We start from the raw sequence: 20694 nt of genomic DNA, 5'->3' as shown, positions 1-20694 counted from the left end.
GTTACCGCCGCAACTCGAAGCTCGTGGTGCCGATGGTGATCGTGGCGTTCGACGGGACGGGGGTCGGGACGGTGATGCGCTCGCCGTTCAGGAACGTGCCGTTCGTGGAGTCGAGGTCCTGGATCACCCAGCGGCCGTTCCACAGCATGAGTCGGGCGTGGTGGGTCGAGGTGTAGTCGTCGCGGATGATCAGGTTGCTCTCGTTGGAGCGGCCGATCGTCAGGGGCCCGTCGCCGAGAGGCATCTCGAGGCCGTTCTTAGCGCCCTTGGTGATCACGAGGCGGGTTGCCGCTGCACCGGCCGGGGCGGACGGCGGCGGGGTGCGAGGTGCGCTGGGTGCGACCTGGGGCGTCGGGGTGGGCGGCGTGGCCGCGGATCCTGCGCCCTGGTGGCTCTGGGCCTGCTGGTCGGCCGGAAGACGCTTGGCACGCTGACCGAACAGGTCGCTGCGGAGGGCGTAGACGATGAAGAAGATGAACAGCCACAGCACCACGATGAACGCGAGGCGGAGGGCAAGGAGAGTCAGCTCAGAGGTCATCGGCGGCCTCCGGACGAGCCGCTTCGACCGGGGTCGGCGGAGCCGCGAGGGGGCGTCGAGACGGGAAGCACTCGGAACACGATACGCGTACGACCGATTTGAATGACGGAATCCGGCTGGATGACCGCCTTCGTCAGGGCCTGACCGTCGAGTTTCGACCCGTTCGTCGACCCCAGATCGGTGGCCTGGGCGTGCGTGCCATCCCACACGAATTCGACGTGCTTGCGGCTCGTGCCGGTGTCTTGCACGGTGATGTCGGCTTCGCTGCCTCGGCCCACGACGGTGCGGCCCTTGGGGAGGGTGTGGCGACGGCCGTCGATCTCGAGGATCCCGGACCACGTCACATCCTCTTCGCGCACATTGGCCGACTCGACGCGGATGATCCCCACCGTCAACTGCGAGTCTTCTTCGAGAGCGATGCGAACGGGCCCGGCGAACGAGTAGTTCTGCGTCGACGCGTGCTTCTCGACCAGGGCGTGCAGCTCGTCGATGAGGGCGGCACCCATGCCGTCCATCTTCGCGAAATCCTGGGCTGCGAGCTTCACCCGGAAGTCGTTCGGCGCGAGGATCCGCTCGCGCGACACCACGGCCGCTTTGACATCGAGCTCGCGCCGGAGGGCCGCGGTGATCTCGAGAGGCTGCACGCCGGAACGGAACGTCTTGGAGAAGGCGCCGTTGACGGCACGCTCCAGGCGTCGTTCGAAGTTGTCGAGCAGTCCCATGGGTCTCCTGGTCGGTGTGGCTCATGCGGGCGCGGGGATGCCCTGCCCTTGCAAGAGTAGGGGCCGGTGCATGCTATCGTTTTCAGGTTGGCCCAGGCGGCTAACGCTGGCGCGAGTGGCGGAATAGGCAGACGCGCACGGTTCAGGTCCGTGTGCCCGAAAGGGCGTGGGGGTTCAACTCCCCCCTCGCGCACCAGCAGCAGTAAGACACGAAGCACTGCGACAAGAAGAGGACCAGCCGAGAGGCTGGTCCTTTTTCGTGCGTTTCAGCGGCCTTAGCGCATCTGGGTGCGTAGCGCGAGTCGGCGCAAAAACCGGAGGAGAGGCAGCTCCTCCGGCCAGTGGAGCACAACCGAGTGCAGACCGCGGCGCATCCGCAAACGGCCCTTGCCGTCGAAGAGCGGGCGCATGGAGATGCCCGGGCGCAGACGCACGAGAAACCGGATTCGATGGCGTCGACCGAGGTGGTACGACAGGTCGAAGTCGTCGTGGACGGCCTCCGAAGCGTGGACCTCGTCGCGGACGTCCACCCAGGCCTGACGTCGCATGGCGAGGTTGGAACCGAAGACGGGCACGTGCGAGAGAGCAAGCCCGGCGAACAAGAAGTAAGCCCCCAAGTAGACCAGTGCTGCCGGGCGACGGAGCCAGGTCGGGCCGTCGAGAAAGTACGCGCCTCCGGTGACCGCATCCACGTCGGGCCGCCGGTCGAACTCCTTCATTACGGTTTCGACCCAGTCGGTCGGCACGACGGTGTCGGCATCGACCCGGGCGATGATGTCGCCTCGTGCGGCGTCGTAGCCGGTTCCGCTTGCTGCCGCGATGCCTCGCTTCGACTCCGGGATCACGATCGCTCCCGCCCGGGTCGCGACGAGAGCGCTCGCGTCCGTCGAGCCGTTGTCGACGACGATGATCTCGAGCATTCGCTGCGATTGCATCGACAGTGCCCGCAGGCAAGCGATGAGCACGATGGCATCGTCTTTGACCGGGATGACGACGGAGACGGTCGGTGGCGGCGTTGTGGTCATGGCGGTGCTCCGTGGCAAGCGATCATGGCGCGTTCCCGCGGGTGCGGGAGGGGGCGTCACGGTGGCACGGTAGACGCTCCGGTCGGTCTCGGCCCGGCCCCTCGCGGCTCGACCCGTCGCGGCTCGACTCGGCTGTATTCGAGACCCCCGCCTGAGTCGGGCCGGGAGTCAACCCCCCGTCGCCACATCCGGTCCGCGCGTAGGCAGAGAGCAGGACAACGGCAGGGTGCCGCCGCCCGGAGGAGATGCGAATGTACTTCCACGCTCAGACATGGATCAACGAGATCACCGACGGCGAGCCCGATCCGGCCGCCGCCAACGCGCTGCAGGAGGGCCTCGGCGGCCAGTTCGGCGAGATGCGCACGATGATGCAGTACCTGTTCCAGGCCATGAACTTCCGCGGGGCAGCCGCGAAGCCCTACCGCGACCTCATCCAGGGCGTCGGCACCGAAGAGATCAGCCACGTCGAGCTCATCGGCACGACGATTTCGCGCCTGCTCGACGGTTCGCCCGAGTACACGGGCAAGCTCACCGACCCACTGGACACCCCAGGATCCGGCGGCGCCACACCTCTCAACCTCGCCCTGGGCGCGGGCAACATCCATCATTACCTGGTCGGTGCGCAGGGCGCACTCCCGGTCGACTCGGTCGGAAACCCGTGGTCGGGAAGCTACGTCTACAACTCCGGAAACCTGCCCCTCGACCTGCTGTACAACCTGATGCTCGAGTCGACCGGTCGCCTGCAGAAGTGCCGCATCTACGAGATGACCGACAACGCCACCGCCCGCGGCACGCTCGCCTATCTGATCGTCCGCGATCAGGCGCACGAGAACGCCTACGCGAAGGCGCTCGAGACGCTCGGCGTCGACTGGAAGACGCTGCTGCCGATCCCGAAGACGAACGCCGAGAAGTTCCCGGAGGTGAAGAAGCTGGTCGACCTCGGTCTGCAGAGCAAGCAGTACTCGTTCGACCTCGACCTCGACGGCAAGAGCGAGGCGTCGAAGATCTTCCGCGGTCCGTCGCCGTCGAAGGACGGCACCGATCTCACCGCCACCGAACAGGCCCCCGTCGGTGTTCCCTCGCAGATCTCGGACGAGCGCCTCGAAGAGTTCGCGCCGGGTCTCGACAAGGATCTGCTCGCCCTGATTCAGGAGACCGCCGACCTCGAGCTGCAGGAGATCAACTCGTTCTACGGCCCCACGGCCAAATAGTCGTTCGACGGGGACTCCCTGCCTCTCGGGGTGGCGTGCGAGAGTAGAGGCCACACCGAGAGCAGGGATTTTCCGATGTCGAACGCCGAACGGCCGAGCAAGAACGCCCGCCGCGAGCACGCTCGCGAAGTAGCGAAGAAGCGCCAAGAAGAAGAACGCAAGCGCCGTCTACGCAACCGCATCTTCTTACAGGGCGGTATCGGCCTCGCCATCGCGGCGATCGTCGTGGTGATCATCCTGGTCGTGCAGGCGTCGAACAGCGGCAGCACCACTCGCGTCTCGAGCGACGCCGGCCCGAAGAACATGGTCACCGACGGCATCCAGTTCCAGGGTGTCGACGGCAAGGTCGAGCCCGTCGCGACGGCGGGTGTCAAGGCCAGTGCCACGCCGTCGCCGGTGGCCACGTCGAACGCCGACGGCGCGGCCAAGGTCGTCACCTACATTGACTGGGCCTGCCCGGTCTGCAAGCAGTTCGAGGCCAGCTACTCGAAAGACATCCTGTCGCGCGTCGCGGCGGGCAAGGCGACCCTCGAGATCCACCCGGTGTCGATCCTCGACCGCAACTACCAGAACAGCCGCTACGCCAGCCGCGCAGCCAATGCGGCGGCGTGCGTCGCGAACTACGACCCCGACAACTTCCTCTCCGTCCAGACGGAGTTCTACGATAATCAGCCGGCCGAGGGGTCGAATGGGCTGAGTGACACGCAGATCAAGAAGCTCGTTCGTGACGGCGGGGTGACCGACGCGTCGGTCAGCTCGTGCATCGACGACGAGGAGTTCGGCAGCTGGGTCACCGCCGAGACGAACCGCGTGCTCGCCGACAAGTCGCTGGTCAACCCGGCGCAGGGCGGATTCGGCACACCGACCGTGTTCGTCAACGGCACCCTGTGGAGCGGTTCGACCGACCTGCTGGCCGAGATCGACAAGTAGGTCGCGCGGGCCCCTTCTGACGCGGATCGGCCATAGCGACGGGGTTAGCCGCGTCGGTATGGCCGATCCGCGTCGCTGTGCCTGCAGGCGCTAGACGCCGCCACCCCCACCGCCGCCTCCGCCGCCCCCCGACGAGACACCGCCGGTGCTCCCTCCGTTCATCGCGCTGAACGACGACGTCGTCGACGTCGAGAAGCCGCCGATACTCGACGCGAACACCGCCGGAGTGAACGCGGTGTGCCCGGCGTACCACTCGGGCTGAGATCCACCCTCCTCGTAGTGCTCTCCGAGTTCGCGAGACCACCGCTTCTGTTCGCCGACGAGCGCCGCCCACGGCAGCAGCTTCTCGTTCAACCGGAGCCAGGAGGCGTCACCCAGTGACAGACGAGGATCCGCCAGCTCGCCGCTCTGATCCCCGTCACTCGGGCGCATCCTCTCTGCACCCTCCGGCGACTGGAGGTACGCGAGACGGTCGGCCTCGGCCTGCTTGATGTAGACCTCGAGGCCGCGCAGCTGGTCGCGGAGCTCCGCGCCCTTGGCGGTGAGTGGGCGTCGGATGACGAGCACGGGTGCGATTGCGAGGGCGATCACGGCCACCGGGATCGCGAGCACGGGCCAGAAACCGCCGAAGACGGTTACCACAGAGACGATTCCGAAGACGAGGCCGGCGAGACCACCCACGGCGACCGGGACGAGCACGGCGGCGACCGTGCGCGCGTGGATCGGGCGGCGATAACCCTCCCGCACGGCGCGGGCCGGGAGACCGCTGTACAGGCTCTGGATCCTCGTGATCGCATTCTTGTTCTTTGACACCACGTCGCGCTCTTTGCCCGGCACGAGCGGGTCACCGAAGAGGGCGTGCAAGAACACCAGTCCGTCGTCGTCGACCCCGTCGGCGGTCACGAACTCCAGCGCGAACTTCGGCTTTCCCTTGCCCGGCTTCTCGACCAGCCGCAGGTGGCCGTCGACCGCCAGCGCCAGAAGCTCGGCCGCGGTGGCCGTACGGCGAAGGAAGTGCCCGGCGAAGACGACCCCGACACCGGCGGGCGGACGGTACTCGGCGACGATGGTCGGCCGGCCCGGGGCGTCGGCGAGACGGCCGCGACGCAGTGCGACCGCGGCGATCAGTCCGGCCAGGGCGATGAGAGCGCCGACCAGCGAGAGGATCGGCCAGGGAGAATCGAAGACCCCGCCGGCTCGCGGGGTGAAGGTACCGGCCGTGAAGCCGATCGCGAGGGTGAGATTCTCGTGCGCCGCGAGATTCCGGGCGGAAGCGGTGACCGTGCGGTCGCCGGTGCGTTCGATGGCGGCCGACTTCGTCGATCCTTGAGTGCCCTGGGCCGCCGCCACGTCACCGGTCAGAGCGTCAGCAAGAGAGGGGCTCACCGTGACGGTCGCGGTGACGCGATCGAATGGCTGCGCCCAGTCGGTGCCGTTGACGTCCCAGTAGAACTCGTCGTTGCCCGAGCTCGACTTCGGCAGAGTCACGTTCTGCTGCGTGTAGGTGAGCACATAGACCTGCCGACCGTGCACGAATTCGTCGTCGCGGATCGTCACCTCGGTGCCCTCATCGACCGTGTACTCGCGTGGCGTGCCGTTCTGATCCGTCACCGACTGGATGCGGAGGCCCGTCGGATGACCGTCGTAGCTGTCGACGAGGGTGCGGCGGATGCCGTGGTTCTGGTTCGACTCCGGAAACTCGGCCACGAGGGTCTCGACGGTGCGGAGCGTCGAGTGGCCGTCGGCGTCGGTCGACAGCGAGTACTTCGCGTCCATGCTGCTGAAGCGGAAGTCGTCGACGCCGGCATGCGCGGGGGTCGTCGGGCCGAGCAGCAGGCCGAGCGGGAGGCCGAGCACGGCGAGCAGAGCGAGGGCGACGGTGATCCTTCTCATTCGTCGAGCCTAGGGGCCGCGCGAGGGTGGGTGGGTAGGTGCGCGGACGCCGGTGCTCGATGTCGGAGGTTCGTCGTAGCCTGCTGCCGTGCCCGAGCCGATCCTCGCCTGGTGGGCGCGACGTCAGCTGTCGCGCCGGTCCGCCGTGCCCTATGCCGTCGGCACCTACCGAGACGCGTGGGCGCCGTACCCGGTGCTCGTGCGCCAGTACCACCCCGAATACAACGGCGGCATCATGCTGACCCAGGTGCCGCCCGCGGCCGACGTGTTTCTCTGCTGGCAGTGCGAGACGGGGCATGTCTTCGTCGCGACGCCGGAGGAGCAGCGGGCGCGGCCGGGGCGAGAGCGGCGCCGATCGTCGTGGTGCCCGGCGTGCCTCGAAATGGCGGCACCCCGCCGAACGTCGGCGACAGCGGCGTTGGCGGCGGCGCTTGCGCCGGATCCTTCGATTTCACGCGCGTCGGCGCCCGCACGACGACCCGCCAGTGCGCGTCGTGCTTCTTCCGTCTCGGCGCTCTGTGCCAAGACGCCGGCCCTTGCCGTCGGCGAACCCTTCGCGAGCCTGTGCGCGCCCCCGCCCGCGTCGGCCGTCGAAGCGCAGCTGCGGGCCGATCTCGCGGCACGGCTCGAATTCGCGGCCGGGGTCAACGCGGTCCGGCTCGCTCAGCCGTTCTTCGACCACCTCGAGGCGTGGCCCGACATTCTGCTGCCCGAGCTCCGCGTCGCGATCGAGTACGACTCGACGGGTCGGCACGGGCTCGAGCACGTCGGCAAGCGCGAGGTCGCCGACCGCCGCAAAGACCGGCTGCTGCGCGCCGCCGGGTGGGAGGTGATCCGGGTGCGCACCGGCAAGTTGCAACCGCTCGGCCCCTACGATCTCGTCGCCTCGGGCCTGACGAAGCAGACTGTTCCGGCGCTGCTCGACCGGCTGCGCGACATTCGCGGGTCGCTCTTCGTCGACGCCTACCTGCGGCCGGCCTCAGGTTCGTAGCGCCATCGCCTCGCTGACCCACCGGGCGTACAGACCCCAAGGATCCGGCCCAGCCGCCCCCACCACGGCGATGTGTTCCGCTAGGGCGTCGCTCGGCCGGAACCACTCCGTCCGGTCGAACCTGTCGGCCGCGAACTCGGCGTGCCGCTTCTGCTCGACGTCGCGCCCACCCCGCTCGAATGCCAGCACGGCGTCGTGCCAGATCCGCGTGAGCCTCTGCCGCGGATTCGACGACGTGCCGATCTTGATCCGGTCGTCGAAGCGGATGTAATAGACGACGTCGACGCGGGGCGTGGGCAGTTCGCCGTCGGGAACCTCGCCGTAGCGCCACTCGCACACGGCGCAGAGCCAGCCGCTCGGGTAGCGGACGCCGAGGCGCGACCCGCACGCGAGGCAGGGCGACGGCAGGGTGTCGGTGACGCCCTCGGTGCGGGCTGACCACTCGGCGGCGATGTCGAAGTGCCGGTCGCAGAGGGGGAGGGGTGCGTCGGAGGCGGCGGGTCGCGGGCAGCCCGGTGCGACGCACGCGAGCCCGACGGTGGCCGGTGCCGCTGAGGTGTTCGATGTCATGCTCGTACGTTAGGGCCGGCCGCCGACATCGCGGTCGGTGATCGCTGGCCGGCACCGCCGATGACCGCCGAGACGACGAAAGTGCCCAAATTGGCCTATCTGAGCAGATCAGACGACGATTTGGGCACTTTCGGCAGCTGAAGCGGCAGCGGCAGCACTTACGGCCGCAGCGACGCTCCGAGCGCTACTCCTCGTAGTCGCTGCCGAACAGCGCGAGCTGGCTGGTCGACAGGGCGAGGATCAGCAGCCCCAGCCCGACGCAGAAGTCGAGGGCGTAGTCGTTGAGGTTCGACGGGAAGATGTTGCCGCCGAAGTCGCTGTTACCGAAGAGGATGCCGTACAGCCAGAGGGTCAGCATGAGCATGCCTGCGCCGGCGATGTAGAGCGTCGAGTTGAGGCGCTTGCCCGCGGCCCCGAGACCGGCGAGGCCGATCAGCAGGTACAGGGCGTTGCGCAGCACGGCGGTCTGGAACAGCCCGAAGATCATCGCGTCGGAGTCGGGCCCGGCGAACCGGATCGAGCCGAGGTTGGTGGTGATGCCGGGAATGAACCCGGCGATGCCGAGCAGGATGAAGAGGATCGCGACGACGAGCGCGGCGACCTGGGCCGGGCCGGCGGCGTAGCCGTAGCGGATCTTCGAGGTCGTGGTGGTGGTCATCGCGGGGAATCCTCTCGAGGGTGCAGTACGCCTCTATTCTTCACCCTCTCGGCCCCCTGCGCCGACACCCCTCACCCCAGCGGCTCGATCAGCTGCGGACCGTTGTTGCGCACGCTGTTGGCGTCGCGGGAGACCTCGTAGTGCGTGAGGGCGTGCGCGACCTCAAGACTGTCGCCGTCGAGCAGGGCGAGGGCCGAGTCGGCATCGAGCGCAGGATCTAGCCACGCGTCGAACGACTCCGGCGTCAGGCAGGCCGGCATCCGGTCGTGCACCTCGCCCGGCGCCACATGCGCGTCGCGCGTGATGATCGCCGTCGACAGCACCCAGCGGTCGGGGTCATCTTCCGCCTTCGATCGGTCGGGCCATGCGGTCACGATGCCCGCCATCGCGAGTGCCGCTCCGGGCTCGAAGATGTAGTGCGGCTGCTTGCCGGTCTCGGTGACGACCCACTCGTAGTAGCCCTGCGCCGGAATGATGCAGCGACCGCCCGCGAACGCCTTGCGGAACATGCCGCTCGTCGAGACCGTCTCGATCCGCGCGTTGATCGGCTGGGGGCGTTTCTTCAGGTCGGGGTACCACGACGGCACGAAGCCCCAGCGCGGAGAGGCGAGCTCGCGCTCGCCGTGCCGCTCGCGAACGGCCGAGACCCGGTCGGTGGGCGCGACGTTGAACGACTCGGGGAGGCCGTGGTCGGCCAAATCGGCTCGGGCTTCCGCCGACGCCAGCGAGTCGAGCAGGCTCGGCAGAAGATCTGATGTGGCTCGGGCAACGACGAAACGACCGCACATGCCGCCATTCTGCTCCCGAGCACCGACAACCGGGAGGCGCGAGTGGTTGGCTGACCCCATGACAGACCAGCTTCAGGATCCGGCCCTCCCCGCCCCCACAATCGCCGTCACCGGCGCTTCCGGCCACGTCGGAGGTGCCGTCGCCACGATGCTCTCGGAGGCGGGCGTCCGGCAGCGCCTCATCGTCCGCAACGCCGCCAAGGCACCCCAGCTCGACGGGGCGGAGGTCGCGGTCGCCGCGTACGGTCAGCGCGAGTCGAGCATGGACGCCCTCCGCGGCATCGAGACGCTCTTCATGGTGTCGGGCGCCGAGGCCCCCGACCGGTTGCAGCAGCACCTCGACTTCATCGAGGCCGCGGTCGACTCGGGCGTGTTGCACATCGTCTACACGTCGTTCATCGGCGCCGCCGAAGACGCGATCTTCACGCTGGCTCGCGACCACTGGGCTACGGAGCAGCGGATCAAAGACACCGGCAAGCGGTTCACGATCGTTCGCGACAGCTTCTATCTCGACTTCGTGCCAGAACTGGTGGGCGAAGACGGGGCGATTCGCGGGCCGGCGGGCGAGGGGCGGATGGCAGCGGTCGCCCGGGCAGACGTGGCGGCGGTGGTGGCGCGGGTTCTGTCGGATCCTGAGGCTCATCGTCAGAAGACGTACGAACTGACCGGGCCGAACGCGTTCTCGTTGGCCGAGGCTGCGGAGCTCCTCGCCCGCACAACCGGCAAGCCCGTCACCTTCCACAACGAGACCGTCGAGGAGGCCTACCAGTCGCGCAAGAAGTGGCAGCCGGAGCCCTGGCTCGCCGACGCGTGGGTGTCGACCTACACGTCGATCGCGTCGGGAGAGCTTGAGTCGGTGTCTCCCGACGTCGAGGCGATCATCGGGCGTCGGCCGATGTCGCTCGAGGATCTGCTGGGCTGATCCCGTGCTGATCTGAGACGGGCGGGGTCAGCGGACGCGGCGGGCCGAGAGGACGCCGCTCACTCCGAGAGTCAGCACCGAGAACAGCACGACGATCATGGGGGCCGTCCAGGTGCCGGACGAGTCGTGGACGGCTCCGACCACGATCGGTCCGAGCGCCGCAATGGCGTAGCCGCCGCCCTGCACGAGTGCCGATAGGCGTCGTGCCTCGCGGTCGCTTGTGACCATCCTCACGATGATGATGAAGATGATCGTGATACCGCCGCCCTGAGCCATGCCGCCCGAGATCGACCACAAGAGCCAGAACTGCGGGGCGAGGAGGAGGCCGAGGGGCATGACGATCCAGAGCGCGCTGACGATGCCGACGATCACGACCGGGCGCACTCGGAGGGCGAGGAACGGCACTCCGAGCGCCCCGACGACGGCGAGGATCTGAAAGACCGACGAACTCGCACCGGCACCGGAGCGGCTCAGGCCCACCTCGTCGTGGAGGAGCGTCGGGATCCACGCGGTGAGGCCGTAGTAGCTGAACGCTTGACCGGCGAAGGCCAGCGTGAGGCCCCAGGTGGAGGCCCGCCGCAGCAGACTCCGTTCGTCGTCGACCGAGACCTGCGGGATGCTCGCGGTGATGACCTCGATCGGCCCGGTCACGACGTCCTTGTCGGTGCGGCTGCCCTCGCCCGTGACGGCGGGGCGGATTCCGACGGCGAGGATCCAGACACCTCCGGCGATCACGGCGAACGTGCCCCAGATGATCAGCGCCAGAGGCCACCCCGTCGCGTCGGCCAGCGGGGCCGTGCCGAGGGAGGTAATCATCGACCCGACGTTGAGGGCCGATGTGTAGATGCCGGTCACGAACCCGACGCGCTCCGGAGAGAAGTCGCGGCGGATGACGACGGGCAGCACGACGTTTCCGATCGTGATCGAGACGCCCAGAATCACCGTGCCGACGATGAGCATCGCCTGCGATCCGCCGGAGCGGATCAGAATGCCGGCCACGACGCCGAGGAGGCCGATGGTGACGGCTCGTTCTGCGCCGAGTCGCCCGATGACCCCCGCTGCGAGCGGGCTCGCGAGTGCGAAGCACAGCACGGGGATGCTCGTCAGGAGGCCGGCGACGAGCGCACCGATGCCGAGGTCGGATTTGATCGTGTCGATGACGGGTGCCGTCGCGACGATGGGTCCGCGGAGGTTCAGCGCGATCAGAACGATCGCGAGGGTCAGAAACCAGGCGGCAGGAGACCGTACGGTCGACCGGGCCAGTGTGCGGCGGCTCACCGGCGGGTCTGCGCGGGCAGCCCTAGGAGAAGGGCGAGCTCGTCGGGGTCGGAGGCGACGGCGATCGCGCCCGCCTGCTCCTCGACGCTGCCGTAGCCCCACTCCACGAAGATCGTGGGAACCCCGTGTGCCGCACCACCGTCGATGTCGTGGTGCCGGTCACCGACGAGGACGGGGCGCGACACATCGGCTCCGCGGGCGCTCAGGCGATGCAGGGCCTCTTCGACGACGTCGGCCTTGGCCCCGCGCTTCTCGTCGTCGCTGGCCCCGGTGATCACGTCAAGGTAGCGGCTCAGCCCGAAATGGTCGAGCATCAGCGTGGCCGGGGTCTCCGGTTTCGAGGTGGCCGTCGACACCGGCAGACCCGCCTCGTGGACTCGGCGGAGCAGGTCTTCCATGCCGGGAAAGATGACGCTGTCGAGCGCACCCCGGGCGAGGTACTCGCGTCGATAGAGGGCCATGGCACGGTCGAGGTCGTCACCGACGAGGCCGAGCCGACGGGTGAAGCTCTCGGGCAGCGGCGGGCCGACCCACTCGAGAAGCTGTGCCGGGGCGGGGACGGGGTGCCCGAGTTGCTGGAGCGTGCTCGCCAGGGTCGAGGTGATGCCGGGTGCGGAGTCGGCGATCGTTCCGTCGAGATCGAACAGCACGGCCGAATAGGGGAACTTGTAGCTCATTGTTTCCAGCCTACGGGCCTGCGTGGCGCGTGCCCGACTGGCCTGCGTCGCGCGTGCCCTACTGGCCTGCGTGGCGCGTGCCCTACTGGACGGAGTGGAAGGGCCAGCGGCGGGTGGCCTTGGTGTCGTCGTCGAGCATGCGGACGATCAGGCCGGCGACCGTGGTGCCGGCCTCGGTGGTGCGGGCCTCCGTGGTACCGGCCTTCGGGAGGATCGGCGCGAGGGGGCGGGTCGACGCGGGGATCTTCGCGGCCAGCTCGTCGAAAAGGGGGCTGTTGGAACGGGCGGTGCGGTTGCGGGCACGAGCACGAGTGGGCGCGGTCTGCACGGAGGTCATTGGAGAAGCCTTTCGGATTGGGTATATCAAATCCTACGAGCTTGTCTCACAATGTCAATATGTATTTCAGTTGGGCCGACTGTTCCGGTCGGCCCCGCCCAGCTACATTCAGCGGCGCTCAGAACAGGCGCGAGTGCCCGTCGTCGAGCCCGCGCATCGCGTCGTAGTCGAGAACGACGCAGCGGATGCCGCGGTCTTCCGCCAGCGTCCGCGCCTGCGGCTTGATCTCTTGCGCGGCGAACACCCCCTGAACAGGCTTGAGATGAGGGTCGCGGTTCATCAACTCGAGATAGCGGGTGAGCTGCTCGACCCCGTCGATGTCGCCGCGGCGTTTGATCTCAACGGCGACCGCCGCCCCCTTCGCGTCACGAGCGAGGATGTCGACCGGGCCGATCGCGGTCATGTACTCGCGCCGCACCAGCGTGTGGCCGTCGCCGAGCACCTCGATCTGCTCGGCCATGAGCTTCTGGAGGTGTGCCTCGACGCCGTCCTTGACGAGGCCCGGGTCGACGCCCAGCTCGTGGGCGGAGTCGTGCAAGATCTCGTAGATCGACACGAGCAGGACGTCGTTGGTCTTGCCCTGGACGACCTTCCAGACCTCGGCGATTCCGGCCTCGGCCTGCTCGTCGTCGGGCTCGCCCATGGTGATGGTGCAGGGCGGGCTCATCCAGTTCAGCGGCTTGTAGCTGCCCCCGTCGGAGTGGACGAGAAGGCTGCCGTCGCTCTTGACCATGAGGAGCCGGGTGGCGAGAGGGAGATGAGCGGAGAGGCGCCCGGCGTAGTCGACCGAGCAGCGAGCAATGACGAGACGCACCCGGGAAGCCTAGTCGCTGCGGCGGGCGGGCTCCTCACCGGCTACCCCTCCGAATTTGAAGGAGAAAACTGCGTCGGCGGGCCCGGATCCGCATGAGTTCGTCGCGCCAGGCCGAAATCTCCTTCAAATTCGGAGGGGGGCAGGTCAGCGGCGGGCGGGCTCCCTCGCGGCACCGGACGCGAGGCCGGCGGCGACGATCAGCACGAGCACCACGAACAGCGCATTCAGGAGCCCGAAGTGCTCGCCCAGGAACCCGATCACGGGAGGCAGCACCAGGAAGGCCACGTAGCCGATCGTCGCGACCGCACTCACGCGGGCGGCGGCATTGCGCGAGTCGTCGGCGGCGGCCGACAGACCGACCGGGAACCCGAGCGCCGCACCGAACCCCCAGAACACGACACCGACGACGGCGAGCCAGACGGTCGGGGCGAGGATCACGAGCAGCAGCCCGACGACCGCCGACGCGGCTGTCACGCGCAGCATGGGCACGCGGCCGTATTTGTCGATGAGCGGCGATCCGGCGATGCGAGCGACGGTCATGGCGGTGAGGAACACGAAGAGGATCGTCGTGCCCGCCACGTTGCTCACGTCGTGCCCGTCGACCATGGCGAGGGCGAGCCAGTCGTTGGCTGAGCCCTCGGCGGTCGCCATGCCGAGCACGATGAGACCGATCAGAAGGGTGCCGGGCGTGGTCCAGATCGCGAGGCGCGACCGCCAGCCGGTCGATGCGGGCCCGTCGTCTTCGCGTACCGCGTGCCCGAGCTCTTCGGACTGGTACCAGCGCGTGACGATCACCCCGACGACCGCGACCACCACGGCGATGACCGACACGTGTATCGAGACGGGCAGGTCGATCAGCTCGGCGCCGGCGCCGAGAGCGGCTCCGACCATCGTGCCGAGACTGAACGAGGCGTGGAACAGCGGCATCACCGTGCGCCCGAGCACGCGTTCGGCGGCGGCCCCCGACACGTTCATCGCCACGTCGAGCGTGCCGTTGCCGTAGCCGAAGACGGCCATGCCGACCAGGATCGCCCAGAAGCCACCGCCGAGCGCCGTGCTGAGCCCGGCGAAGACGAGCCCGAAGGCGACCAGCATCAGGGCGTAGAGCGAGGTGCGCCGAGCCCCGAATCGCGCGATGACGTGGCTCGAGAGCGTCACGCCCGCGATCGACCCCACGCTGATGCCTCCGGCGAGAAAGCCCATCTCGAGCGTCGAGGCGTGCAGCAGGTCGCGGATGCTGGGGATGCGCCCCAACCAGCTCGCGATCGAGAGGCCGGAGAGGGCGAACACGATGAAGAGGGCGTTGCGCCAGCGCACCACGTCGTAGCGGGTGAGGCCACCGTCGTAGGTGCGGGTATCGAGGGAGGGGGACGCCATTGGTTCACTCACAAGTCGAGGGGAAAGCCAGAGTCGAATCGATTCGAGGATCCGACTCCGTCACGCTAGCAACGTCTCGTCCCGCCCCGCAAGTGCCGCGTCGAATCGATTCGACTAAGGTCGATGCATGACCCAGAGAGCCCGAGCATGACCGAGCCCGTGCGAGCCACTCTGGCAGCCGTAGCCAAGCTGGCCGGCGTCTCGCCGTCCACGGCGTCGCTCGCCTTCAACGGCTCGGGGCCCGTGGCGGAGGCAACGCGAGAGCGAGTGCGCCAGGCGGCTCTGGAGCTGGGCTACGACGGGCCGGATCCTCGTGCTCGATCTCTGAGGCGAGGCCGCTCGGGCATCATCGGCGTCGTGCTCGAAGAGGCGCTCCGCGAAGCGTTCCGCGACCCGATGAACCTCGCCATGCTCGACGGCATCGCCGACGTGACCGGAGCCGCGGGCAATTCGCTTCTGCTGCTGACCGAGTCGGCCGGGCCCGGGTCGGCGCTGGTCGACGCGCCCATCGACGCGGCCGTGCTGTTCGGGTGCAGCCCGGTCGTCGACGACAAGGTCAGGATCGTGCAGAAACGTGGGATCCCGGTGGTCGCCATCGAAGGACGCCCGCTTCCCGGCGTGGTCGACGTCGGGCTCGACAGTCGCGAGGCGACCCGTGCGCTCGCCGCGCACCTGCACGACCTCGGCCATCGTCGCGTCGCTCTCGTGACGCTCGAGCTCGACCGTGACCGGCACCGCGGGGTCCTGAACCCCGCCCGAATCGACCGGGCGACGTCGTTCACGGCGCTGGAGCGGATCCGGGGGGCGCAAGAGGTCTACCCCTCGATCGGCGGAGTAGCGACCCTCGGCAGCACGATCGACGAGGGACGCCTGGCTGGCCACGCCCTGCTCGACCCGGGTGCGAGCGAATCGGCGGAGCGCCCGACCGCGATCATCGCGCAGAGCGACCTGCTCGCGGCCGGGGTGATCCGTGCGGCGCACGAACTCGGCCTCGACGTGCCCGGCGACCTCAGCGTCGTGGGATTCGACGGCGTGCGGGTCGACGATCCGCTCGTGCCGGAGCTGACGACGATGGTGCAGCCGGGCCTCGAGAAGGGGCGCGCGGCCGGGCGGGCGCTCGTCGATCTGCTGGCGGGGCGTGAGGCGCGATCGGTGGCGTTCACGAGCGCGTTCCGGCGTGGTGCGACTACGGCTCGGGCTCGCTGACCTGTCCCGCCTGAGCCGGCCGAACTAGCGTGCCGGGCCCGTCACGATCCACCGGCCCGACGCCCTGCGCAGACCGAGCGTGACCGCCCGAGCCCCGATGTAGCCGAGACCGAACGCGATCCATAGGGCGACCGGCCGACCGTCGACCGGAGCGGTCAGCGCCCACGCCAGCAGCGGCAGGTAAACGGCGACGTTGACGAGGCCCGTCCAGGCGAGGTAGCGGGCGTCACCGGCGCCCAGCAGCACACCGTCGAGCACGAAGACGAGCCCCGCGAGAGGGATTCCGATCGCCATCGCGCGCAGCACCCCCGGCAGCAGCGCGCGCACGGCCGGATCGGTCGTGAACACCGACGGCAGGATCCCGGACACCGCCATCAGCACCGCGCCGAGAGCCGCCCCTCCGATCACGCCCCAGAACTCCAGGCGTCGCGTGATGGCCTTCACCCGACCCTCGTCGCCGGCGCCGAGTGCGTGACCGACCATCGCCTGGCCCGCGATCGCGAGTGCGTCGAGGGCGAAGGCCAACGTCGAGAAAAGGGTCAGCGCGACCTGGATCGACGCCAACCCGGTCACGCCGAGAGTGCCGGCGGCCCAGACCGTCAGGAGCATGGCGAAGCGCAGGGCCGCGCTGCGTATGAGGAGCCAGCCGCCCGCCGACGCGGTCCGGCCGACCCCGCCGAGCCCCGGGCGCAGCGATGAGCCGACCCGACGAGCGGCTCGCACCGCGATCACGACGTAGACCGACGCCATCGCCCACTGAGCGACGACCGTGCCGGTCGCCGAGCCTGCAATGCCCCAGCCGAATCCGTAGATGAACAGGGCGTTGAGGGCGGCATTCGCGGCGAAGCCGGCGGTCGCGACGACGAGCGGCGTGCGGGTGTTCTGCAGGCCGCGCAGGAGGCCGGTCGCCGCGATCACGAGGAGCATCGCGGGGAGGCCGAGCACCGAGATGCGGAGGTACGTCGTCGCCTGCGAGGCCACGTCGGGTGCGGTGCCGAAAGCCGTGCCGAGGGATCCTGCGGTCGTCAGCCCGACGAGGAGCAGGATCGCGCCGACGAGGAGGGCGAACCACATGCCGTTGATTCCCGCGCGGATGGCTCCGGCGAGATCGCCGGCGCCGAGGCGTCTGGCGACGGTCGGCGTAGTGGCATAGGCGAGGAACACGAGGAGGCCGAGCGCCGTCTGCAGCACCACGCTCGCGATGCCGAGACCCGCGAGGGGCGCGGCGCCGAGATGGCCGACGAGGGCGGTGTCGGTGAGGAGGAAGAGCGGTTCGGCGACGAGGGCGCCGAGCGCCGGCACTGCCAGCCGGGCGATGTCGCGGTCGAGTGCCCGCGTCACGTGGGCAGCCCGCGCGAATTTGAAGGAGAAACCTCGCCGCGGCAACGGAGAATCAGGGATCTGAGGGGGTCGCCGGCCCGGATCTCCTTCAAATTCGGCACGGGGCCCGAGACTGCGGCGCTCACTCGGTCTGGCGAGCCCTGCCGACGGCGCTCATGAGGTGGTAGACGACGACGGCCGCCACCGTGCCGAGGATGATGCCGCCGAAGGTCGCCCCGCCGACCGTAAAGGTGAGGTTCGCGATACCCATGGCCAGCGCGATACCCGCCGTCAGCTGGTTCTTCGGCTTCGAGAAGTCGACGCGGTTCTCGACCCAGATGCGGATTCCGATGATGCCGATCAGGCCGTAGAGAGCGATGGTGACGCCGCCGAGGACGCCTGCCGGAACGGTGTTGATGATCGCTCCGACCTTCGGAGAGAGGCTGAGGAGGATGGCGATGATGCCGGCCACCCAGTAGGCCGCCGTCGAGAAGACGCGCGTGGCGCTCATGACGCCGATGTTCTCGCCGTACGTGGTCGTGGCCGAGCCGCCGCCGACACCGGCGAGCACGGTCGAGATGCCATCGGCGAAGAGGGCGCGACCGGTGACCCGGTCGAGATCGCGGTTGGTGAGCTGGCCGACGCCCTTGACGTGCCCGACGTTCTCGGCGACGAGCGCCAGGACGACTGGGAGGAACCCCGCGTAGACGGCCAGGTTCGAGACGTCGAAGGAGGGCGCCGTGAAGTGGGGGAGGCCGAGCCACTTGGCCGAGTCGACCTTGCTGAAGTCGACCACGCCTCCGATCACAGCTGCGACGTAGCCGACTACGAGTCCGATCACGATGGAGAGGCGGCCGAGGATCCCGCGGAACACCACCGCACTCAGCACGACGGCGGCCAGCGTGATGACCGCCACGAGCGGGGAGGCCTGAAAGTTCTTGCCCGCGGTCGGTGCCAGGTTGAAACCGATCAGGGCCACGATCGAGCCGCTCACGACGGGCGGCAGCAGCGAGTCGATCCACTTCGTGCCGAGCAGGTGCACGACAACCCCGACGATCGCGAGCAGCGCCCCGACGACGATGATGCCGCTGAGCGCGAGCGGAATGCCGCCGATCTTCGTCGCGGCTCCGATCGGGGCCAGGAACGCGAACGACGACCCGAGATAGCTCGGCAGCTTGTTCTGCGTGATGAGGAGGAAGAGCAGCGTGCCGATGCCCGAGAAGAAGAGGGTCGTCGACGGCGGGAACCCGGTGATCAGCGGAACGAGGAACGTCGCACCGAACATCGCGACGACGTGCTGCCCTCCGAGCCCGATCGTGCGAGGCCAGGTGAGGCGCTCCTCGGGGAGGACGATCTCGGACTGACCGACGTTCTTACCGTCGCCGTGCAGCTTCCAGGGGAGGGGCATGCAGAGACTGTACTGGCGGCAGAGAGGCCGCTGTCGGATGGCGCGCCTAGGCTTGAGCCATGACAGACGTTGCTGCTGCATCCGGAATCCTGACCGACGACCTCGACCCCGCGGTCCGCCCGCAAGACGACCTGTTCCGCCACGTGAACGGGCGCTGGATCGCCGAGACCGCGATTCCCGAAGACAAGGCGCGCTGGGGCTCGTTCTACCTCCTGGCCGAGGCCGCCGAGAAGGCCGTCCGCGAGATCATCGACGAGTCGCAGGGCGCCGAGCCCGGCACCGAGGCTCGCAAGGTCGGCGACCTGTTCACCAGCTTCCTCGACGAAGACACCATCGAGTCGCTCGGGGCCACGCCCATCCAGCCGTTGCTCGCCACCGTTGACGACGTCACCACCGTCGACGCCCTCCTCGAGACCGTCGGCCGCTTCGAGCTGCAGGGCGTCTCCGGCTTCGTCCAGCTCTTCGTCGACAACGACCCGGGCAACCCCGAGCGCTACATCGTCTTCGTCGAGCAGGGCGGACTCGGTCTTCCCGACGAGTCGTACTACCGCGAAGAGAAGTTCGCCGACATCCGCACGGCCTACCGCTCGTACATCCAGACCATGTTCGAGCTCTCAGGATCCGACGCTGCCGAAGAGCGCGCGGCGCGCGTCCTCGAGATCGAGACTTCGATCGCGTCCCACCACTGGGACAACGTGGCGACCCGCGAATCCGAGAAGACCTACAACTTGCTGCCGTGGGCAGACGCCGCGGCGCTCGCCGACGGTATCGACCTCGGCGTCTGGCGCGACGCCGTCGGAGCGCCGGCCGGCACCTTCGACGAGATCGTCGTGCGTCAGCCGTCGTTCGTCGAAGGTCTTGCCTCACTGCTCACCGAAGACAACCTCGAGGCCTGGCGCGACTGGCTGCGATTCCAAATCATCCGGTCGTTCGCGGCCTACCTGTCGAGCGGCTTCGTCAAGGCGAACTTCGACTTCTACGGCAAGACCCTCACGGGCACGCCGGTGCAGCGGGTGCGCTGGAAGCGCGGGGTCTCGCTCGTCGAAGGAGCGATGGGTGAGGCCGTCGGTCGCATCTACGTCGACCGCCACTTCAATCGAGACGCGAAGACGACGATGGACGTCCTGGTGGCGAACCTCGTCGAGGCCTACCGACAGAGCATCACGGGCCTCGACTGGATGACCGACGAGACCCGGGAGAGGGCGCTCGACAAGCTGTCGAAGTTCACGCCGAAGATCGGGTTCCCCGTCAAGTGGCGCGACTACTCGGCGCTCGAGATCGACGCGGGCGACCTCGTCGGAAACATCCGAGCCACCGCCGTGTTCGGCTTCAACCGCGAGCTCGGCAAGATCGGCAAGCCGATCGACCGCGACGAGTGGTTCATGACCCCGCAGACGATCAACGCGTACTACAACCCCGGTTTCAACGAGATCGTGTTCCCGGCGGCGATCCTGCAGTTCCCCTTCTTCGACGAGACCCGCGACCCCGCAGCCAACTACGGTGCGATCGGCGCGGTCATCGGCCACGAGATCGGCCACGGCTTCGACGACCAGGGCTCGAAGTACGACGGCGACGGCCGACTCACCGACTGGTGGACGTCGGCCGACCGCGAGGCCTTCGAAAAGCTGACGACGTCTCTCATCGCGCAGTACGACGCACTCGAGCCCGCGCAGACCCCCGGCCACCACGTCAACGGCGCTCTCACCATCGGCGAGAACATCGGCGACCTCGGCGGGCTCTCGATCGCCTGGAAGGCCTACCTCATCTCGCTCGACGGGGAAGAACCGCCGGTGATCGACGGCCTCTCGGGCGCCGAACGCTTCTTCCTCAGCTGGGCGCAGGCCTGGCAGATGAAGATCCGCGACGAGGAGGCGATCCGACTGATGTCGATCGACCCGCACTCGCCCAACGAATTCCGGTGCAACCAGATCGTCCGCAACATCGACGAGTTCTACGAGGCTTTCGGCGTCACCGAAACCGACGCCCTCTGGCTGCCCGCCGACCAGCGAGTCACGATCTGGTAGAAGCA

The 20694-nt window shown here is 68.5% G+C and carries 20 protein-coding genes and 1 tRNA gene; 7 read left to right on the top strand and 14 right to left on the bottom strand.

Annotated elements, in window-relative coordinates; translation table 11 throughout:
- Position 1: 1 nt before the first annotated feature.
- The gene (locus tag EDF39_RS02010; protein ID WP_123940049.1) at positions 2–538 is read right to left on the bottom strand and encodes an FHA domain-containing protein; all 537 of its coding nucleotides are present in this window, start codon (positions 536–538) and stop codon (positions 2–4) included.
- A complete protein-coding gene (locus tag EDF39_RS02005; RefSeq protein ID WP_055964319.1) occupies positions 535–1260 on the bottom strand; it encodes a DUF3662 and FHA domain-containing protein in 726 nt (241 codons plus the stop codon). The genes EDF39_RS02010 and EDF39_RS02005 overlap by 4 nt, the downstream gene beginning before the upstream one ends.
- A gap of 109 nt (positions 1261–1369) precedes the next feature.
- Here EDF39_RS02005 and EDF39_RS02000 point away from each other — a divergent pair.
- Positions 1370–1456 (top strand) — tRNA-Leu (locus EDF39_RS02000).
- 79 nt (positions 1457–1535) lie between these two features.
- On the opposite strand, the gene EDF39_RS01995 is transcribed toward EDF39_RS02000, so the two are convergent.
- Positions 1536–2285: a glycosyltransferase family 2 protein gene (locus EDF39_RS01995; RefSeq protein WP_123940048.1), complete on the bottom strand. Its 750-nt coding sequence runs from the start codon at positions 2283–2285 to the stop codon at positions 1536–1538.
- 251 nt (positions 2286–2536) lie between these two features.
- Between EDF39_RS01995 and EDF39_RS01990 the strand changes: the two genes are divergently transcribed.
- Together EDF39_RS01990 and EDF39_RS01985 are read left to right on the top strand one after the other, a co-directional pair.
- Positions 2537–3496, top strand: a complete 960-nt coding sequence (locus EDF39_RS01990; RefSeq protein ID WP_123940046.1) for a manganese catalase family protein — start codon at positions 2537–2539, stop codon at positions 3494–3496.
- 75 nt (positions 3497–3571) lie between these two features.
- A complete protein-coding gene (locus EDF39_RS01985; protein WP_123940044.1) occupies positions 3572–4426 on the top strand; it encodes a thioredoxin domain-containing protein in 855 nt (284 codons plus the stop codon).
- 90 nt (positions 4427–4516) lie between these two features.
- Here the strand turns inward: EDF39_RS01985 and EDF39_RS01980 are convergent, their stop codons facing one another.
- The gene (locus tag EDF39_RS01980; protein ID WP_123940042.1) at positions 4517–6319 is read right to left on the bottom strand and encodes a DUF2207 domain-containing protein; all 1803 of its coding nucleotides are present in this window, start codon (positions 6317–6319) and stop codon (positions 4517–4519) included.
- Positions 6320–6407: 88 nt separating this feature from the next.
- Here EDF39_RS01980 and EDF39_RS01975 point away from each other — a divergent pair, with 88 nt between their 5' ends.
- Positions 6408–7310 carry a zinc-ribbon domain-containing protein gene (locus tag EDF39_RS01975; protein WP_123940040.1) on the top strand — a complete coding sequence of 301 codons (903 nt, stop codon included), beginning with the start codon at positions 6408–6410 and terminating at the stop codon, positions 7308–7310.
- On the opposite strand, the gene EDF39_RS01970 is transcribed toward EDF39_RS01975, so the two are convergent.
- From EDF39_RS01970 to EDF39_RS01960, 3 genes are all read right to left on the bottom strand, one after another.
- On the bottom strand, positions 7299–7880 hold the full coding sequence (locus EDF39_RS01970; protein ID WP_123940038.1) for a GIY-YIG nuclease family protein: 582 nt from the start codon (positions 7878–7880) through the stop codon (positions 7299–7301). The genes EDF39_RS01975 and EDF39_RS01970 overlap by 12 nt on opposite strands.
- Before the next feature lie 184 nt (positions 7881–8064).
- Entirely contained in the window at positions 8065–8538 is a 474-nt protein-coding gene (locus EDF39_RS01965; RefSeq protein ID WP_055964338.1) for a DUF4383 domain-containing protein, read from the bottom strand.
- A 71-nt stretch (positions 8539–8609) separates the two neighbouring features.
- A complete protein-coding gene (locus EDF39_RS01960) occupies positions 8610–9326 on the bottom strand; it encodes an SOS response-associated peptidase (RefSeq protein ID WP_123940036.1) in 717 nt (238 codons plus the stop codon).
- 58 nt (positions 9327–9384) lie between these two features.
- Between EDF39_RS01960 and EDF39_RS01955 the strand changes: the two genes are divergently transcribed.
- Complete coding sequence (locus tag EDF39_RS01955; RefSeq protein WP_123940033.1) at positions 9385–10248, top strand: SDR family oxidoreductase; 864 nt, start codon at positions 9385–9387, stop codon at positions 10246–10248.
- A gap of 27 nt (positions 10249–10275) precedes the next feature.
- Here the strand turns inward: EDF39_RS01955 and EDF39_RS01950 are convergent, their stop codons facing one another.
- The 5 genes from EDF39_RS01950 to EDF39_RS01930 form a co-directional block, all read right to left on the bottom strand.
- Complete coding sequence (locus EDF39_RS01950; protein ID WP_370275151.1) at positions 10276–11526, bottom strand: CynX/NimT family MFS transporter; 1251 nt, start codon at positions 11524–11526, stop codon at positions 10276–10278.
- Positions 11523–12203, bottom strand: a complete 681-nt coding sequence (locus EDF39_RS01945) for an HAD hydrolase-like protein (protein ID WP_123940031.1) — start codon at positions 12201–12203, stop codon at positions 11523–11525. The genes EDF39_RS01950 and EDF39_RS01945 overlap by 4 nt, the downstream gene beginning before the upstream one ends.
- Before the next feature lie 82 nt (positions 12204–12285).
- Positions 12286–12540, bottom strand: a complete 255-nt coding sequence (locus tag EDF39_RS01940; RefSeq protein WP_123940029.1) for a hypothetical protein — start codon at positions 12538–12540, stop codon at positions 12286–12288.
- Between the two features lie 118 nt (positions 12541–12658).
- Positions 12659–13354 (bottom strand): endonuclease NucS, encoded by a 696-nt coding sequence (gene nucS / locus EDF39_RS01935; RefSeq protein WP_055964353.1) that lies wholly within the window; start codon positions 13352–13354, stop codon positions 12659–12661.
- A gap of 144 nt (positions 13355–13498) precedes the next feature.
- Positions 13499–14731, bottom strand: coding sequence for an MFS transporter (locus tag EDF39_RS01930; protein ID WP_123940027.1), 1233 nt, complete (start codon positions 14729–14731; stop codon positions 13499–13501).
- A 147-nt stretch (positions 14732–14878) separates the two neighbouring features.
- On the opposite strand from EDF39_RS01930, the gene EDF39_RS01925 reads away from it, so the two are divergent.
- Complete coding sequence (locus EDF39_RS01925) at positions 14879–15937, top strand: LacI family DNA-binding transcriptional regulator (protein WP_123940025.1); 1059 nt, start codon at positions 14879–14881, stop codon at positions 15935–15937.
- A 24-nt stretch (positions 15938–15961) separates the two neighbouring features.
- Here the strand turns inward: EDF39_RS01925 and EDF39_RS01920 are convergent, their stop codons facing one another.
- Together EDF39_RS01920 and EDF39_RS01915 are read right to left on the bottom strand one after the other, a co-directional pair.
- The gene (locus EDF39_RS01920) at positions 15962–17278 is read right to left on the bottom strand and encodes an MATE family efflux transporter (RefSeq protein ID WP_233572932.1); all 1317 of its coding nucleotides are present in this window, start codon (positions 17276–17278) and stop codon (positions 15962–15964) included.
- Between the two features lie 121 nt (positions 17279–17399).
- Positions 17400–18665 (bottom strand): uracil-xanthine permease family protein, encoded by a 1266-nt coding sequence (locus EDF39_RS01915; RefSeq protein ID WP_123940023.1) that lies wholly within the window; start codon positions 18663–18665, stop codon positions 17400–17402.
- Positions 18666–18724: 59 nt separating this feature from the next.
- Between EDF39_RS01915 and EDF39_RS01910 the strand changes: the two genes are divergently transcribed.
- A complete protein-coding gene (locus EDF39_RS01910; protein WP_123940021.1) occupies positions 18725–20689 on the top strand; it encodes a M13 family metallopeptidase in 1965 nt (654 codons plus the stop codon).
- Positions 20690–20694: the final 5 nt, after the last annotated feature.

This window comes from Frondihabitans sp. PhB161, from assembly GCF_003814635.1.
In the GTDB taxonomy this organism is placed as follows: Bacteria; Actinomycetota; Actinomycetes; order Actinomycetales; family Microbacteriaceae; genus Frondihabitans.
Note: the sequence above shows the minus strand (reverse complement) of the source record. Positions and strands in the feature narration are given on the sequence as shown.